Here is a 16,686-nt window from a genome sequence, read left to right on the forward strand (position 1 = left end):
TATCCAATCTTTAATTCGCAGATTCGTTTCGGATTCAGTTTTCAGGAATCAAGTTCCTGAACAACCTTAAGCTGCAAGTCCTTCTGAGGACTGATCTTTTCTCGCAGCGATTTCGAGAAGCGGAAGCTTCGAAAAATCATGTTTGGTGGCGATGGCGGAGGGGTTCCACGCGTACCCATCCCGAACACGACCGTTAAGTCCTCCAGCGCCAATGGTACTTGGACCGAAGGGTCCTGGGAGAGTAGGACGCCGCCAAGCACTTAAGACCACTGCTGATTACAGCGGTGGTTTTTTGTTTTGATTATAAACCTAAGCCAATATTATGATATATAAAGTGTCTAACATAATGAATGCTAGAGAGATTCAATAGCTGCCCCCTAATCTCTTAACGGACTGAGCAGCCTTTATTCTCAGCAAAATCGATGGTTTTGAGTTCTAACAGTCACCAGTGCTCATATGTACGGTAATATAGCTAATTTTGGCTGCTGCAGTGACTATAAAGCGGTACGGTCCGTTAGTACGGCCAAGGAACCCGTTCTGAGGGCTGCTTAGATTGGCAGATTGACCGGTGGCGGAGAAGAGTAAGACATAGGAGTATAAAGGTGCTGAAAAATCTATTGCACTTCCTATTTATCTGTGATATAATATTTTTTGTTGCTGAAAATAACAACATTGATATGGCCCGTTGGTCAAGGGGTTAAGACACCTCCCTTTCACGGAGGTAACAGGGGTTCGAATCCCCTACGGGTCACCATTAATTTTAAAAAAGAGTTTGCTTTTATAACCTATGTATGGTATGATCATTAAGTTGCTTCTTCCATGGAGGCTTAGCTCAGCTGGGAGAGCATCTGCCTTACAAGCAGAGGGTCGGGGGTTCGATCCCCTCAGCCTCCACCATATATATTTATTACTGACGCGGGGTGGAGCAGCCCGGTAGCTCGTCGGGCTCATAACCCGAAGGCCGCAGGTTCAAATCCTGCCCCCGCAATACATCCCCAAAAAGTGAAGAAATGCTTTGTAGCATATTCCGATTACTTTCCGGGGACCCCAAAGTCTTTATCCTGGAACCGTGGTGTAGTTGGCCTAACATGCCTGCCTGTCACGCAGGAGATCGCGGGTTCGAATCCCGTCGGTTCCGCCATTAGTACTTTGTTATAGGGTGTGACAAGCCCAAAGAAATGAAATACATACCGTGTGCGGACGTGGCTCAGCGGTAGAGCATCGCCTTGCCAAGGCGAGGGTCGCGGGTTCGATTCCCGTCGTCCGCTCCAATATATGCGCCCTTAGCTCAGCTGGATAGAGCGTTTGACTACGAATCAAAAGGTCGGGAGTTCGAATCTCTCAGGGCGCGCCATATTTACTTCAAAGAAGCATCTCTCCGGAGAGGCTATTTTTTTTGTCTGGATAACCTAGGATGCCGGCGGGAGGAAAGAGGATCCGCTCTTTTTATTAAGAGCGGATTTTGTTGCTCCGCAACGGTTATAGCAAAACGGAATGGAGAATTACTTTTGAAGTAATTTTACCATTCCGTTCTTTTTATATATCAGCTTATAATATTAGTTTAAATAGATAGAGAAGGAACATTAAAAGGGAAGCTGCCGAAAAGGCAGAAAAGGAGGCATTTGTATGTTCAAAAGCATAAAGCAGCGCATCAACAATGCTAATCAAATGCATAAAATACGCAACGAAAGCCCAGAGGCATTGGAGCGGGCATTAGAGGAGCATGGCAGAGCAGAGAAGGTCAGTGATAACGTTACACCGGTTAAAACTCCGCTGGTAATCCGGTTTTTCCGCTGGATGCTGCGGCTTTTGACTGTCTTGATATTAATCGTGATCTTCCTCGGGGTTCCCCGTGCTGACAATCCCTTATTTTCACTGATGAGCTTTGGCTTGCTGCTGTCCCTGCTGTACCTGATAGCTGGTCTTGCTCACCCCTCGATAGTCTTCGTCCGGAGGAGATGGACAAGGGAAGATATGCTCGAGCTGTTCGGCCTGCTGAGTATCGTTTTTATTGTTTTGCTGGTTGTGTTTCATCAGTAGGTGCACTGTATAGTACGGATACCTGGTAGCTGTTGAGAAAGCTGATCCATTCCTCAGAAGGCTTCTGATCGGTCACGATGTAATCCACTTTGTCAAAGCTGAACAGCTTAATGAAGGCAATCCGGTCGAACTTCGAATGGTCGACGAGCAGCACGACCTTGCTGGCCTGCTTTTGCATCAGAATCTTCAGCTCGCTTTCCTCCTCGTTGGAATCACTGAGCCCTCCGGTCATCGACAGTGCTTTACAGCTGAACAGGGCGACGTCCACATTGTACTTCTGGATGGTCTGGGAAGCGGTGGGCCCGACGAAGGAGCTGGTCTCGGGTCCCAGTGTACCGCCGGTAGAAATCAGCTTATGGCCGGAATGCTGGAATTCGGATAGGACAGCGAGTGAATTGGTGATGATGGTCAGGTTGTGCTTGGATTCGGTGATTTTGCGCAGGGCTTCAAAAGCCGTTGTGCTCGTATCCGTCATCAGGCTGTCCCCGTCATTAATCAGATCCAGCACATTTGATGCAATAATGCTTTTAGACTCCAGATTGACCTGATGTCTGTTTGCATATGAGGGGTCCTCGTTGGTATGGGCGTTTAGTATGGCGCCTCCGTAATTTTTTTTGGCCAGGCCCTCCTTGTCCAGCTTGTCCAGATCGCGGCGGATGGTTTCCTCGGACACCTGGAATTTCTGCGCGAGGTCAGCGACATGCACTTTTTTATGCCGGTACAGCTCGTTAATGATCAAATCTCTCCGTTCAAATGCCTTCATGCTTACCCACCCTTGTCTACAAAATCATATATTACTCATAGTGTACTACATTTGACCGCAAGATAGTCAGAACTCACACGTGAATCCACAATTAATTATTACAATATCACATAATACCACATAAACTTAATATAAAATTGTGGTTTATTGTTGACTTTGCATCGCTCTGACTCTATGATAAACATGAACTTAATTATAATATCTAGTACGGGATCAGGCGGCACGGGATGGGTCAGTCTCACAACATCTTCATGATAGCGCTTTAAAAGGGGGCTGGATTTACGTCTGCAAGGATCTGCCGCAATATCCAACCAATTCATTTGAGGAGGAACAGCAGTGGCAACAATTTATCCGAAGATTGGAATCCGGCCTACGATTGATGGAAGAAGACGCGGTGTCCGCGAATCGCTGGAGGCCCAGACTATGGGAATGGCAGAGCGGGTGGCTAAATTTCTTACGGAAAAGCTCTTTTATCCGGACGGGACTCCTATTGAGTGTGTTATCGCTGATTCGACGATCGGCGGTGTTAAGGAAGCAGCGGCTGCCGCACAGAAATTTGCCGGACAGAATGTAGGCGTATCGATTACCGTAACCCCGTGCTGGTGTTATGGCTCGGAAACGATGGATATGGATGCAGCCATTCCGCATGCTGTATGGGGATTTAACGGGACTGAGCGCCCGGGGGCAGTATATCTGGCAGCCGTTCTGTCTGCTTATGCGCAAAAGGGAATTCCCGCGTTCGGCATATATGGTGAGGATGTACAGGAATCCAGCAGTGAAGAGATCCCTGCAGATGTGCAGGCAAAGCTGCTGCAGTTCGCCAAATCGGCTATGGCAGTAGCGCTGATGAAAGGTAAATCTTACCTGTCCATGGGCTCAGTCTCAATGGGGATAGCCGGCTCAATTGTGAATGAACAGTTCTTCCAGGACTATCTGGGCATGCGGAATGAATATATCGATATGTCCGAATACGTGCGCCGGTTCGAGGAAGAAATTTATGATAAAGAGGAATTTGCACAAGCCTTGGCCTGGGTTAAGGAAAAATGCATTACCGGAGCAGACAACAACCCGCAGCACCTGCAGATCAGCGATGAACTAAAGGAGCAGCAGTGGGAGACCTGTGTCAAAATGGCGCTCATCGCGCGTGACCTCATGGTTGGTAACCCGCGGCTGGCTGAGCTCGGCTTTGAGGAGGAGGCTAATGGTCATAACGCCATCGTCGGGGGCTTCCAGGGCCAGCGGCAGTGGACGGACCATTTTCCTAATGGAGATTTCATGGAGACGATTCTGAACTCCTCCTTTGACTGGAACGGCCGGCGTGCCCCGTATATTGTGGCTACAGAGAATGACAGCCTGAACGGGGTAACGATGCTGTTCAACTATCTGCTTACGAATACGGCACAGATTTTTGCCGATGTCCGGACGTTCTGGAGTCCTGCTGCGGTTGAACGGGTGACCGGATATAAGCTGGAAGGAGAGGCGGCGCATGGGCTGCTGCATCTGATCAACTCGGGCTCTGCAGCGCTGGATGGTACGGGAGAGCAGACAGTAGACGGGAAGCCTGCGATTAAGCCGTTCTGGGAGATCACGGATGACGAGGCGGAGCGCTGTATAGCAGAGACCCAGTTCCGTCCGGCTTCGCAGGAATATTTCCGCGGGGGCGGCTTCTCCACCGATTATCTCACAAAGGGCGGAATGCCTGTAACGATGGCCCGGCTTAATCTGGTTAAGGGGCTTGGACCCGTTCTGCAGCTTGTAGAGGGATACACGGTTGAGCTGCCGGAAGTAGTTCATAAGACGCTGGATGAGCGGACCGATCCGACCTGGCCAACGACCTGGTTTGCTCCTAAGCTGACGGATCAGGGCTCGTTCAAAACCGTCTATGATGTCATGAACAACTGGGGAGCCAATCATGGTGCCATCAGCTACGGGCATATCGGTGCAGATCTGATCACGCTGGCCTCCATCCTGCGGATTCCGGTCAGTATGCACAATGTGGAGGAGGAACGGATTTTTAGACCGCGCGTGTGGTCCCTGTTCGGAACAGAGGATCTGGAGAGTGCAGATTACCGGGCTTGCCGTAACTTCGGACCGCTGTACTAAAATCGGAGGCAAAGCAGGTGCGGGATATGGATGAAATAATCAAGCTGCTCGCAGTGGACCTGGGAGCGAGCTCGGGCAGGGTCATGCTGGGCCTGTATGACGGCAAACGTATAAAGGTGGAGGAGGTTCACCGGTTTGCCAATCAGCCGGTTGAGCTGCACGGGCATTTGTACTGGGATGTGCTGCAGCTGTTTCATGAGATAAAGCAGGGAATACGCAAGGCGGCCAGGGAGTACGGGACTTTGACGTCCGTGAGCGTAGACACCTGGGGTGTGGACTACGGCTTCATTGACCGGAAGGGGCAGCTGCTGTACGCCCCGCATCATTACCGGGATCAGCGGACAGCTGCCTCAGCTCCTATTCTTGAGGAGCTGCTGCCGCCGGCTGAGCAGTTCAAGCTGACGGGCAATCAGTCAGCCCGCATTAACACGGTATATCAGCTGTTCGCGGATCTTGAGGAGAGTCCATGGCTCAGGGAGACCGCAGATATGATGCTGCTCATGCCGGATCTGTTCCATTATCTGCTCTCTGGCACCGCTGCCGGGGAGCAGACGATCTGGAGCACCAGCGGTCTGCTGGCCGCCGGATCATCAGCCGCTTCCGCGAAGGTGATGAACAGGCTGCGGCTTCCGCTTAACCTGGTTCCGCAGCTTGTGCCGGCCGGAACGGTGATTGGACAACTGCTTCCATCGCTGCAGAAGGAACTTGGCGCAGGGCCGCTGCAGGTCATCGCCGGGGCTTCACACGACACTGCATCTGCGGTTGCTTCCATTCCGTACGGGCCGGGAGGGGGCGCTGCCGCTTTTATCAGCTGCGGAACATGGTCTCTTGCAGGTATGGAGACAGAGCAACCGGTGCTGACAGATCAGGCCCGTGAATACGGCTTTACCAATGAAGGCTGCTTCGGCGGCGGAAACCGGCTGCTGAAGAATATTACGGGGCTGTGGATGTTGCAGGAGACGCAAAGAGGCTGGGCGCTGGCGGGTGAGCCGGTGTCTCATCAGGAGGCGGTCCGGCTTGCCGCAGAAGCCCGTAGTGAAGGTTATGCTGCGGCTGTCATAGATCCGGATGATGTCCTGTTCAGCACGCCGGGGGATATGCCCGGCCGGATTGCAGCCTATTGTACCCGTTCCGCCCAGCAGCCGCCGGAAAGGAAGGGCGAGGTTATTCTTACCATTTTGCAGAGCCTTGCCTCGGCCTATTCCCAAACAATAAGTGAGCTGGAGACGCTGACCGGGCAGAGCATCTGCGCAATTCATATGGTGGGCGGAGGCATCCGCAATGAGCTGCTGTGCCAGCTTACGGCTGAGGCCACCGGAAAAGAGATTATCGCCGGGCCTGCCGAGGCCAGTGCGACCGGTAATGTGGCGGTCCAGTTAGCTGCCCTGGGAATAGCTGAAGCTGCTGAGCTCAGAGAGCTTATAGCACAGTCCTGTACGCTTGTCCGTTATTATCCGTCGAAATAAAGGAGAGTTACCCATGAATCAGAAAGAACAAGAACTGCGCCTGCTGATCTGTGATATCGGCAGAAATTTGTTTAATAAGGATTTTATTGCCGCTAATGACGGGAACATTTCGGCCCGTCTGTCCGAAACCGAAGTTCTTGCTTCACCAACCGGGATCAGCAAAGGTTATTTGCAGCCGCATATGCTCGTTAAGGTCAATCTGCAGGGAGAGATCCTTGAAGCAGCCGAGGGCTACCGCCCTTCCACCGAAGTGAAGATGCATCTGCGGATCTATAATGAGCTGCCTGAAATGAACGGGGTGGTGCATGCCCATCCGCCTTATGCGACAGCTTTTGCGATCAAGGGTGAGCCGCTGGATAAAATGATGATGCCGGAGTCGGTCATAGCAATGGGAGATATTCCGCTGGCGGCTTACGGGACACCTTCTACGGAAGAAATCCCGGATTCGCTAATCCCGTTCCTGGGCAGGAAAACGGCCGTCCTGCTGGAAAGCCACGGCGCCCTGACCTGGGGCAAGGATGTTATGAGCGCCTACATGAACATGGAGCGGCTCGAATATACAGCGAAGCTGACGTTCATTACCCGGATGATCAAGGGGGAACGTGAGCTGCCGCAGAACCGAATTGATGAGCTGGTTGCCCTGAGATCTTTTTACGGGATGTAGCAGTGGTCGAAGGAGGAGTAACATGCTGAAGAAAATTCCTAAGCTTCTGTCCCCTGAGCTGGTCCGCGTGCTGATGGAGATGGGCCACGGGGATGAGCTGGTGCTGGCAGATGCCCATTTTCCAGGTCATTCCCTGCATAACAGAGTGCTGAGATACGACGGGACGGGAATCGCTGCGCTGCTTGATGCGATCCTTGAGCTGCTGCCCCTGGATCATTATGTGCCGCATCAGGCGGCTTTTATGGCCGTAGTGGAGGGTGATCCATCTGTGCCGCAGATCTGGTCTGTGTATGAAGCTATTCTTGCGAAGCATGACGGGGCGGCGACGGTTGAATATGAGGAGCGTTTTGACTTTTATAGCCGCTCCAGGCAGAGCTATGCCATTGTAGTTACGGGTGAAGAGGCGCTTTACGGCAATATCATCATTAAGAAGGGCGTAGTCACACCGGGCGCATGAGCCAGGCTGAATGCTTATACGCGGATACCCGATCCTGAATACACTAACAGGAAACCAGCCAAAAGAAGGTAGGGAACCGTATGAGAATCGATCTGGGCTGCGGCAGGAGCAAGCATGCGAACTGCATTGGCATAGACCGGGTTGGCTACAGGGGAACCGATTTGATTCATGACTTTAATCTGCCAATTCCGCTGGCCGATAGCAGTGTGGATTTTGTTATGGCCTCGAACAGCTTATCCTATGTGGATGATTTGCAGTCTGTGATGGCGGAGATCTACCGGATTTGCCGTCATGGTGCAGTTGTTGCTATTGTTGCCCCTTATGCCCATGCTACAGCGAACAGGGTCAATCTCGGATATAAGCAGCATTTCGATGAGCATTCTCCAAAATATTGGACTGCTTATCCTGATCATTTACTGTACGCCCATGAATTTCCGCTCACTGGTCCGGAGACGCGCCCCTATGAGGGAGAGCTTAATGATCCCCTGGTCGATTTCCGCCTGCTGCGCATGGAGTTTTTCTACTATCCTGCGTATCACGGTTTCTACAGCCCGGTGGAGCTGGCCTTGCTGCGGCAGTCTCAAATGAATGTGGCCTATCAGGTTATGTACCATTTACTTGTGGTAAAAGAGCCGATGTCAGCGGCTGAGCTGTCCGGCTTCCGTGCCAGGTTGCAGTTTGAGGAGCCAGTCTATGTGCAGTCACAGCGCGATCCTGGCCGCAAGGATGAGGGGGGAGACCAGCCGTTTTATTTGGATCATTTTGCCGACGGACCGGCGGCTGAGCTGCCAGTAAGTCAAGAAGCTATAAGTGCAAAAGCGGTTGGCAGGAAGTCAAGAGGCAGTGTACGCAGTAAAAGAAAATATGCGGCGCGGCGCAGGTCTGCTCTGCGCAAGGCTAAGCCGTCCTCCGGCAAGCGGCACAGCTGACCCGCGGACCTGAAGCGGGATGGCAGACAGGAATACAGCAAAGGGGCTAACCCCGGAGACCAGTAGGTTTCCGGGGTTAGCCCCTGTTTTATGCTGCGCAATCCGTGATGTGCGGCTGGTCTTCAGTCTCCGGCGCTTATTCCTCGCTTTCCGGCTGCGTGTCGACCTTGCCGATGAATTTGTACTTTTTGCCTTTCTTGTCGGTTACACCGAGCGTGAACTGGTTCTGGCCGACAAAATCGGAGTTGGGGGTCAGAATAAAGGTACCGTCCGGCTTCAGCGATAGACTGGCATTTCCCGGAGGATCCACAAGCTCTGCTCCGCTGATATCCCCCAGACCGATTGTGTTCAAGTTACCGGTCAAGGCCATATTGGCTTCTGTTTCATAATTGGCCGTGAGTATTCCGGCAACGGAGGTAACTGTAATCACGACAGTATAGAGATACACATTGCCCAGCGCATCGGTAATCTGCAGGATGAAGGTATCTGTGCCGACGAAGCCGGCATTCGGTATATACTGGAAAGCCCCGTTTGCGCCAAAGCCGAGTATGCCATGAACCGGAGGTGTCGTAAGCGCGTATGAGGCGCCGGCTCCCCCGGGAGCAACCCCGCTTACCGGAGTGCCTTCCGGCGTGGCAAGACCTGCATTCAGCACGATCGGAGCAGGACTGGGCAATTCATATACAATAACGGTGACTGTTGCTTGCGCGCTCCGTCCCAGACTGTCAGTAACGATAATGATAAAGCTGTCAATACCGGAAAAGCCGGGATTGGGAATATAGGTGAAGGTACCGTCAGGATTAACCGCAGCTGTTCCGTTTGCAGGCGGCGAGCCTGCCGAATAGGTCAAAGACAATCCGGCCGGGCTGGTTGCCGGCAAGCTTCCTGAAACAGAGCGGTTCTCAATGGTGCCGATGCCGATATTGGTCGTCACCGGGCCTCCGAGCGGTGTGATTGTAACTGTGACCGGGACGGATATGCATACACCGGCGCTGTTAGTGACGATGACGGTGAAGCTGTCGGTTCCCGCAAAGCCAGGGTTCGGCGTATAGGTGAAGGTTCCATCCGGATTGATGATGACCGTTCCGTTTGCCGGCGCTGTTCCCAGGGTGTAGCTCAGGGCCAGCCCGGCCGGATCGGTAGCCAGAACAGCTCCGGCAACCGGCTGGCCGGCGGATGTGCTTACAGCTACAGGCGGAGCAACAGGGGCATCTGCAACAACAGTTACAGTAACAACGGCAATGTCATTGAGGCCGAAGGTATCGGTTACGATAATCGGGAAGGTATCTACCCCTATAAAGCCGGCATTCGGCGTATAGGTGAAAGTGCCATCCTGGTTAACGACCGCAATCCCATTAGCCGGACCTGGAGTGTAGAGCGTATAGAGTAGCATTGTTGAATCCGGATCAGTTGCTGTTGCGCGGCCGCTTACCTGAGTACTGAGGGGCGTAGTAAGCGCGATATCCGGTGCAACCGGCGGCACAGCAATTACCTGGATTGTGACAGTGCCTGTAGCCGCTGCCCCGTAAATATCGGTAGCAGTTACTGTGAAGCTGTCTACCCCGACATACCCCATTCTCGGCGTATAAGTGAAGGTGCCGTCAGGATTGACGACGACAGTACCTGTAGCGGGAGGCGTTGCAAGCGTAAAGGTTATTAAAGTGCCTTCAGGGTCAACCGCAGTAATCTGCCCCGATACCGGCACATCTGCTAAGGTATCATATGCTACATCTGTTATAACCGGAGGCAGCAGCGGGATCGTAATCATAACGGTTGCGACTGTGCTTGCCCCGTTGCTGTCGGTGACCTGTACGGTAAAGGAATCAACCCCGGTAAATCCAAAGAACGGGGTATAGGTGAACGAACCATTCGGATTCAATACAACGGTGCCACTTATCGGGAAAGAGTTGATTGTATAAGTCAACGGGTCTCCGCTTGGGTCCGAAGCAATTACCTGGCCGCTTACCGGAGTGTTAGGAAAGCCTCCGATGGATAAATCCTGGGCAACTGGCGGCAGATTAAGCACTGTTACGATGACACTGGCCATCGCAGTTCCGCCAAATCCGTCACTTACCAGCACTGCGAAGACATCTGATCCTGCAAAACCTGGATTCGGTGTATAGGTAAAGGAGCCATCCGGATTAACTACTGCGTTGCCGTTCGCCGGAGGCATACCCACTGTGAAGGTGAGTGGGTTACCGTCCGGATCAGTAGCCGTAACAGCTCCGCTTACCGGAACATTCTCATTGGTAGTTACGGAAGTTCCTGCTGCTACCGGCGGCAGATTAACCACATTTATTGTAGTTGTACCCGTGCTTGTCGCTCCTGTACTGTCTGTAACCAGTACGGTAAAGCTGTCAGTACCAATGAAGTTAAGATTTGGCGTGTAGGTGAAGGTTCCGTCCGGATTGACGATGACTGTTCCGTTCACCGGTGGGGACAGCAGGGTGAAGGTTAAGGCATTACCATCCGGATCGACAGCTGTGATCTGTCCTGCAACCAGGACATTACTGCCGGCTGTAAGAGTTACATCTGTGACTACCGGCGGATTAGGCGCCACATTTACCGTTACTGTGCCCAGCGTAGTACCGCCGCGGCCGTCACTGACCGCGACTGTAAAGAAGTCGGTGCCGACAAAAGCCGGATTAGGTGTATAGGTAAAGGAGCCGTCCGGATTTAGCAGAACTGTACCTGATGCAGGTGGTGTGGAAACAGCATAGGTCAGCGGATCACCGTCAGGATCAAAGGCGATAATTGCTCCGCTTACCGGCTGCGGCTGAGTCGTACCCAGGGTGGCATTTTGCACCACCGGCGGCTGGTTGATTACGCTGACACGGACCGTGGCTACAGCAGTCCCGCCCTGATTGTCATTGACAAGCACCGTAAAGGCATCGCTGCCGGCAAATCCGGAATTCGGCGTATAGGTGAAGGTGCCATCGGGATTAACTACAACTGTACCATTGGCCGGCGGCGACTGCAGGCTGTAGGTGAGCGGGTCGCCACCCGGATCAACTGCAATTACCTGCCCCGAAGCCGGGGTGTTGATATTTGTATTAATAAACGTATCAGCAGCAATTGGCGGTATGTCGGTAACTGTCACAATGACCGGAGCGATTGCCGTCCCCCCCAGCCCGTCGCTTGCCAGCACGGTGAAATTATCCTGGCCGACAAAGGTGGCGTTCGGCGTGTAAATAAACGTACCATCCGGATTAACAATAACAGTGCCGTTCACCGGAGGATTCAGCAGCGTAAACGTAATCGGATTACCTTCCGGATCTGTTGCCGTTACTGCCCCTGCCACCGGCACATCCTCAGGTGTCGTTACACTGGTGCCGACTGCAACCGGCGGGTTATTAAACACGGTGATGAACACGGTAGAGACAGCAGTGCCGCCTTTGCCGTCACTAACCAGGACCGTAAAGGAATCGGGACCGATAAATCCGGGGTTTGGTGTATAGGTGAAGGTACCATCCGGATTAACTACAGCCGTACCTGTAACTGGTGAAGCGTTGAGAGTAAAGATAAGGATGTCACCATCAGGATCTGTAGCTATAACGGCACCGGCTACAGGTACGTTAGCCGGAGTACTGAGCTGTACATTGGACGTAATTGGCGGCTGATCGATAATGTTGACCGTCACAACCGAGGTTGCAGTACCTCCTCTGCCGTCACTGACAAGTACACTGAACGTATCAGTTCCGACAACTCCGGCGTTTGGTGTATAGGTGAAGGAGCCGTCCGGATTCAGCAGCACCGTCCCAAGCGCCGGTGGAGCAGACAGCGTATACGTAAGCGGATTTCCGTCCGGATCTACCGCCGGTATCTGGCCGGCAGCTGCTGTATTCTGAAGGGTGTTGAGTGTAAGATTCTGGGCGACCGGCGGCGTATTGGAGACATTGGCGGTAACGACGGAAGAGACAAAAACTCCGCTTGTATTAGTAACAAGTACAGTAAAGGTATCCGTCCCTGCAAAGCCGAGATTCGGTGTATAGACAAAGGTTCCATCTGCAGCGTTGAGCACGACCGATCCGTTCGCCGGCGGAACAGAAACGGTGTAGGTCAGTGTCTCACTCTGCGGATCTGTAGCAATGACCTGACCGCCTACAGGAATATTTGTAGCAGTTGTTACAGTTACATTAGAGGTAACTGGCGCAGCTACCGGAATGGCAATGGTAACATTCGAGGTTGCCGTACCGCCGTAACCGTCGCTTACCAGCACGGAGAAGGTGTCGACCCCGATGAAATTGAAATTCGGCGTGTAGGTAAAGGAGCCGTCCGCATTCAGCACAACCGAACCATTCGCTGGCGGCACAGATACAGTGTACGTCAGCGCATTACCGTCAGGATCTGTTGCCGGAATCTGACCGGCTACAGGCGCATTCACAGGTGTAACCAAAGAAAGGTTCTGAGCCACCGGCGGCCGGTTAAATACATTAACTACTACCGTGCCGACAGCGACACCGCCCTTACCATCTAATACCCGTACTGTGAAGGAATCGGTGCCGACAAAGCCCGTATTTGGTGTATAGGTAAAGGAACCGTCCGGATTGACAACCGCGATTCCGTTACCCGGGGTAGAATGCAGAGCAAAGGTCAGCGGATCCCCGTCAGGATCGGTGGCTACAACCTGGCCGGCGACCGGTGTATTCTGCGGTGTAGCCAGGGTCTGATCCTGCACAACCGGGTTTTGGTTAAGTACATTAATAGTGACTGTAGAAACGGCCGTGCCGCCACGTCCGTCGCTAACCAGTACGGAGAACGAATCCGGTCCTACAAAGCCTGTAGCAGGCGTGTAAGTGAAAGAACCGTCCGGATTGACAACAGCACTGCCGTTCGCCGGCGGAGTAAGCAGGGAGAAAACCAGCGGGTCGGCGTTAGGATCGGTAGCGGTAACCTGGCCGGAAGCGGGTATATTCTGCAGGGTGCTCAAGGTTACATTACTCGTGACTGGCGGCAGGTTAAGGACATTGACCGTAACCGAAGCTATAGCTGTCCCGCCCAGCCCATCCGAGACAATAACTGTAAAGGAATCTGTGCCGGTAAAGTTGGTATTCGGTGTATAGAGGAACGTACCATCTGGATTGACTACAACCGTACCATTTGCGGGACTGGTATTCAGTGCATAAGTGAGCGGATTCCCATCAGGATCGGTGGCAATGACCTGGCCTGAAGCTGGGGTATTTCCATTTGTTGTAACGGTCAGGTTCTGGGCAATAGGTGCCTGGTTGGACACGCTGATCGTTACGTTAGCCAGCGCTGTGCCGCCCCTGCCGTCACTGACCAGCACTGTAAAGGCATCCGTGCCGACAAAACCCGTATTAGGTGTATAGACTAAGGTTCCGTCGGGATTTACGACGGCCGTTCCATTAGCAGGGGGTGAATTTTGAGTAAAGGTTAACGGGTCACCATTCGGGTCAGTAGCAATAACCTGCCCTGGCACAGGGGTATTCTGCAGCGTGGTCAAGGTAAGATTACTGGTAACCGGCGGCAGATTAACCACTTGAACCGTAACCGTTGAGACAGCGGTACCGCCGCTCGGATCACTGACGAGCACAGTAAAGGTATCTGTTCCAATGAAATTTAGATTCGGTGTGTACGTGAAGGTGCCGTTCGGATTGACCAGTGCAGTTCCGTTTACAGGCGGAGAAGCAAGCGTAAAGGTTAGCGGATCGCCATCCGGATCTGTACCGGTTACCTGGCCGGTTGTGGCAATATTTTCAGGCGTTGTCAGATTTAGATTGGCGGTAACTGGCGGCAGGTTGATTACCTGAATGGTTACAGTAGCGATAGCTGTTCCGCCGTTCGGATCGCTGACAAGCACCGTGAACATATCGGTTCCGGCAAACCCCGGGTTCGGAGTATACGTTAAAGTGCCATCCGGATTTACGACTGCAGTCCCGTTCGCAGGCGGTGTATTTAAAACATAAATCAGCGGGTCTCCATCCGGATCGGTGGCGATTACCTGGCCGTTGACGGGAATATTTTTATTGGTGGTCAGATTAAGGCTCTGCGCGACCGGCGGCTGATTGAGTATTGTAACGGTAATCGTTGAAATGGCGGTTCCGCCCTGCTGGTCGCTAACCAGCACGGTGAAGGAATCTATACCGACAAAGCCAGGATTTGGCGTATACGTATAGCTTCCATCCGGATTAACACTGGCTGTTCCGTTTGCAGGGATAGAGTTCAAACTGTATACCAGCGGATCGCCATCAATATCAGTGCCCACTACCTGGCCGGAAACAGGGACATTTTTATTTGTAGTAAGCGCATAGTTAGGCACCACCGGCGGCCGGTTGCCGATGGTTACATTGTTGCCGTTAGAGCGTGACATGCCGGTGAAGACCGGACCATTAGGAAGACTCTGGAAGTTATACGTAAGGTTGGCGACGTTGGATTGGGTGGAGCCGGCAGGGCGGGATACAATCTGTACGGAATAGACAATTGTTACGGTCTGTCCGGGTGCAATGACACCCAGGTTCAGCCCTGTAACCGGATTTGCTGCCGGCTGGTTGATCCCGTTAACGGAAAGAGAGCCGGGAACAAAGGAGCCGGATGCCGGGAAGCTATCCTGAAGCAGCACGAGGGTGGCTGCAGCAGTTCCCTGATTGCTCGCCGTAATAGTGTATTGGATGGTGTCGCCGACGAGTGCGGATGAAACATTGGAGCTTTTGTTAAAAACAAAAAATGGAGCATTTACATCAACCTGTAGTCCAAGGCTGCTCACTACATAGGCATCGCCTTGTGAAGTAACTTGAATAACGGCAGAGGTCTGGGCATTGCTTAACTGCGGAGAGACATCTACATTGGTAATGTCCCAGCCCTGGCGTGCGCCTATCCTGGCGGTGCCGGGGGTCGCATTTAAGCTGCCGAAGGTACCGGTAGTATCAATTAATCCCTGATCATTATTAATTTGAGAGCAGAAAAAATTGTTGATCGGGTTGTTTGGGCCGGATATGGCAGTCAGTGTGCCGGCACTAGGGCCGAATAGCACCTGGTCACCGATAATCTGCGGATCGCCTTCACCGGCACTCACCATCAGACGGCCATTGACCGTCCCTGTTACGGGTGTCGCGAATCCGCTGATCGTTGCAGAAGACGAACCAATGGCCTGATTAACCACTTCTGCGCCAACAAAGATGCTCATATTGCGTGACGGCAGGAATGGGCTGGAGTACACGACAGCCAGTGTCCAGCCTGCAAAGTTTGCATTGTTCTCTGAAGCGGAGACAGTACCTACAACATTTCCAGTAGTATAGGTGCCGGCACCCCCTTGCTGGACAAGTGCTGTTACATTGGCTGAGTTGACATAATCGGGAGCTGCCGGGGCAGTATTAACAGCCGTTGCCGGATCAGGCGCAACGGAGAATACGCCCGCCGGGGTTGTGAACGTAACAGAGCTTCCGATGAGGCCGATCAGGTTGTTTCCCCCTGTGTTGTAGCTGGCCGACCAGATCAGCTCGGCGTACAGGACACTTGCGCCGGCCGGCAGGTTCAGGACGGCTGAAGATGCGTTGAGCGTGTAATTCAGAGTTGTGCCAAGCGGGAAATTTCCTGCCTGAAGTGCGGTGTTGAGGGTGCTAAAAGCACCTATAGAGCCCACAATTCCCTGATTGTTCTGGTTGGTAGTTTTGTTAAGCCCGAGTGTGTTGCCCGTGAACGTCATTGCCCCGTTCATCGTTGTATTATACCTGAGCTGAAACGCCATAGTATATTCTTCTCCCTCCGCAGTATAGAGTCGGATCTTCATCTCAACATGTATATTTGCGTTGGCAGCTATAATATTCTGGATAGATCATAATAATGCTTGAATATTCCATGATTTATTAAGGATACCAGGATAGAGTATACGTATAGAGCAAATGTACGGCAAAATAGGCAGATCATCCGGCCAGTTCCCAGCCGATGACTATGCAAGTATTGTGCTGCAGGTGTTGTTCTTCTGGTATTGCGGGTATTGCTCATCAAGCTAAGTGGAAATTCGCCATCTAATTTCACGGTGAGTGCCGCTATCCGGAGACTAGATGGAAAAACGCCACTTAATATTACCGGAAATGCCCTTGAAGCTGCAAATAGCCTAATTTAGGTTGCGTTTTTCCACTTAATGGTGGAAATTACAGGGGGACGTCTGAATTAAGTGGCGAAAATCCAACTAAGTGTGGTTGGGAATCCATCCTCCATCCTCCATCCTTCATCCTACGGATGAAATCTTGTAAAACATAGTAAATGACAGCAGCAGCCCCAGACTGAGCAAATCGTCTGGGGCT

Annotated in this window: 8 protein-coding genes, 6 tRNA genes and 1 rRNA gene; 13 read left to right on the top strand and 2 right to left on the bottom strand. The window is 52.4% G+C overall.

The genetic code is table 11. The annotated features are described in order from the left end of the window. Positions 1-141 precede the first annotated feature (141 nt). The 8 genes from rrf to BN3772_RS12615 all read left to right on the top strand — a co-directional run bounded on the left by rrf (position 142) and on the right by BN3772_RS12615 (position 2,040). Positions 142-258: ribosomal RNA gene (gene rrf / locus BN3772_RS12580) — 5S ribosomal RNA — on the top strand. Positions 259-679: 421 nt separating this feature from the next. Continuing rightward, positions 680-754, top strand: a tRNA-Glu gene (locus BN3772_RS12585). Positions 755-821: 67 nt separating this feature from the next. Next, a tRNA-Val gene (locus BN3772_RS12590) sits at positions 822-897 on the top strand. 17 nt (positions 898-914) lie between these two features. Further along, positions 915-988: transfer RNA gene (locus BN3772_RS12595), tRNA-Met, on the top strand. A 75-nt stretch (positions 989-1,063) separates the two neighbouring features. Next, positions 1,064-1,141 (top strand) — tRNA-Asp (locus BN3772_RS12600). A 55-nt stretch (positions 1,142-1,196) separates the two neighbouring features. Continuing rightward, positions 1,197-1,271: transfer RNA gene (locus BN3772_RS12605), tRNA-Gly, on the top strand. A 6-nt stretch (positions 1,272-1,277) separates the two neighbouring features. Next, positions 1,278-1,354, top strand: a tRNA-Arg gene (locus BN3772_RS12610). A gap of 272 nt (positions 1,355-1,626) precedes the next feature. Further along, on the top strand, positions 1,627-2,040 hold the full coding sequence (locus BN3772_RS12615; RefSeq protein ID WP_042199811.1) for a hypothetical protein: 414 nt from the start codon (positions 1,627-1,629) through the stop codon (positions 2,038-2,040). On the opposite strand, the gene BN3772_RS12620 is transcribed toward BN3772_RS12615, so the two are convergent. After that, entirely contained in the window at positions 2,009-2,803 is a 795-nt protein-coding gene (locus tag BN3772_RS12620; RefSeq protein ID WP_042199813.1) for a DeoR/GlpR family DNA-binding transcription regulator, read from the bottom strand. The two genes, BN3772_RS12615 and BN3772_RS12620, sit on opposite strands and share 32 nt — an antisense overlap. Positions 2,804-3,139: 336 nt before the next feature. Between BN3772_RS12620 and BN3772_RS12625 the strand changes: the two genes are divergently transcribed. The 5 genes from BN3772_RS12625 (at position 3,140) to BN3772_RS12645 (ending at position 8,422) form a co-directional block, all read left to right on the top strand. Continuing rightward, complete coding sequence (locus BN3772_RS12625; protein ID WP_042199815.1) at positions 3,140-4,906, top strand: L-fucose isomerase; 1,767 nt, start codon at positions 3,140-3,142, stop codon at positions 4,904-4,906. Positions 4,907-4,932: 26 nt separating this feature from the next. Beyond that, a complete protein-coding gene (locus BN3772_RS12630) occupies positions 4,933-6,372 on the top strand; it encodes a rhamnulokinase (protein ID WP_042199831.1) in 1,440 nt (479 codons plus the stop codon). Positions 6,373-6,385: 13 nt separating this feature from the next. After that, positions 6,386-7,036, top strand: a complete 651-nt coding sequence (locus BN3772_RS12635) for a class II aldolase/adducin family protein (protein ID WP_042199816.1) — start codon at positions 6,386-6,388, stop codon at positions 7,034-7,036. A gap of 22 nt (positions 7,037-7,058) precedes the next feature. Next, a complete protein-coding gene (gene fucU / locus BN3772_RS12640; RefSeq protein WP_042199817.1) occupies positions 7,059-7,493 on the top strand; it encodes an L-fucose mutarotase in 435 nt (144 codons plus the stop codon). 80 nt (positions 7,494-7,573) lie between these two features. Continuing rightward, positions 7,574-8,422: a methyltransferase domain-containing protein gene (locus tag BN3772_RS12645; protein ID WP_052380482.1), complete on the top strand. Its 849-nt coding sequence runs from the start codon at positions 7,574-7,576 to the stop codon at positions 8,420-8,422. Positions 8,423-8,558: 136 nt separating this feature from the next. On the opposite strand, the gene BN3772_RS30645 is transcribed toward BN3772_RS12645, so the two are convergent. Beyond that, positions 8,559-16,127 carry an Ig-like domain-containing protein gene (locus BN3772_RS30645; protein WP_052380483.1) on the bottom strand — a complete coding sequence of 2,523 codons (7,569 nt, stop codon included), beginning with the start codon at positions 16,125-16,127 and terminating at the stop codon, positions 8,559-8,561. Between the last annotated feature and the right edge of the window lie 559 nt (positions 16,128-16,686).

The sequence above is a fragment of the Paenibacillus camerounensis genome (assembly GCF_000723885.1).
GTDB classification, from domain to species: domain Bacteria; phylum Bacillota; class Bacilli; order Paenibacillales; family Paenibacillaceae; genus Paenibacillus_AQ; species Paenibacillus_AQ camerounensis.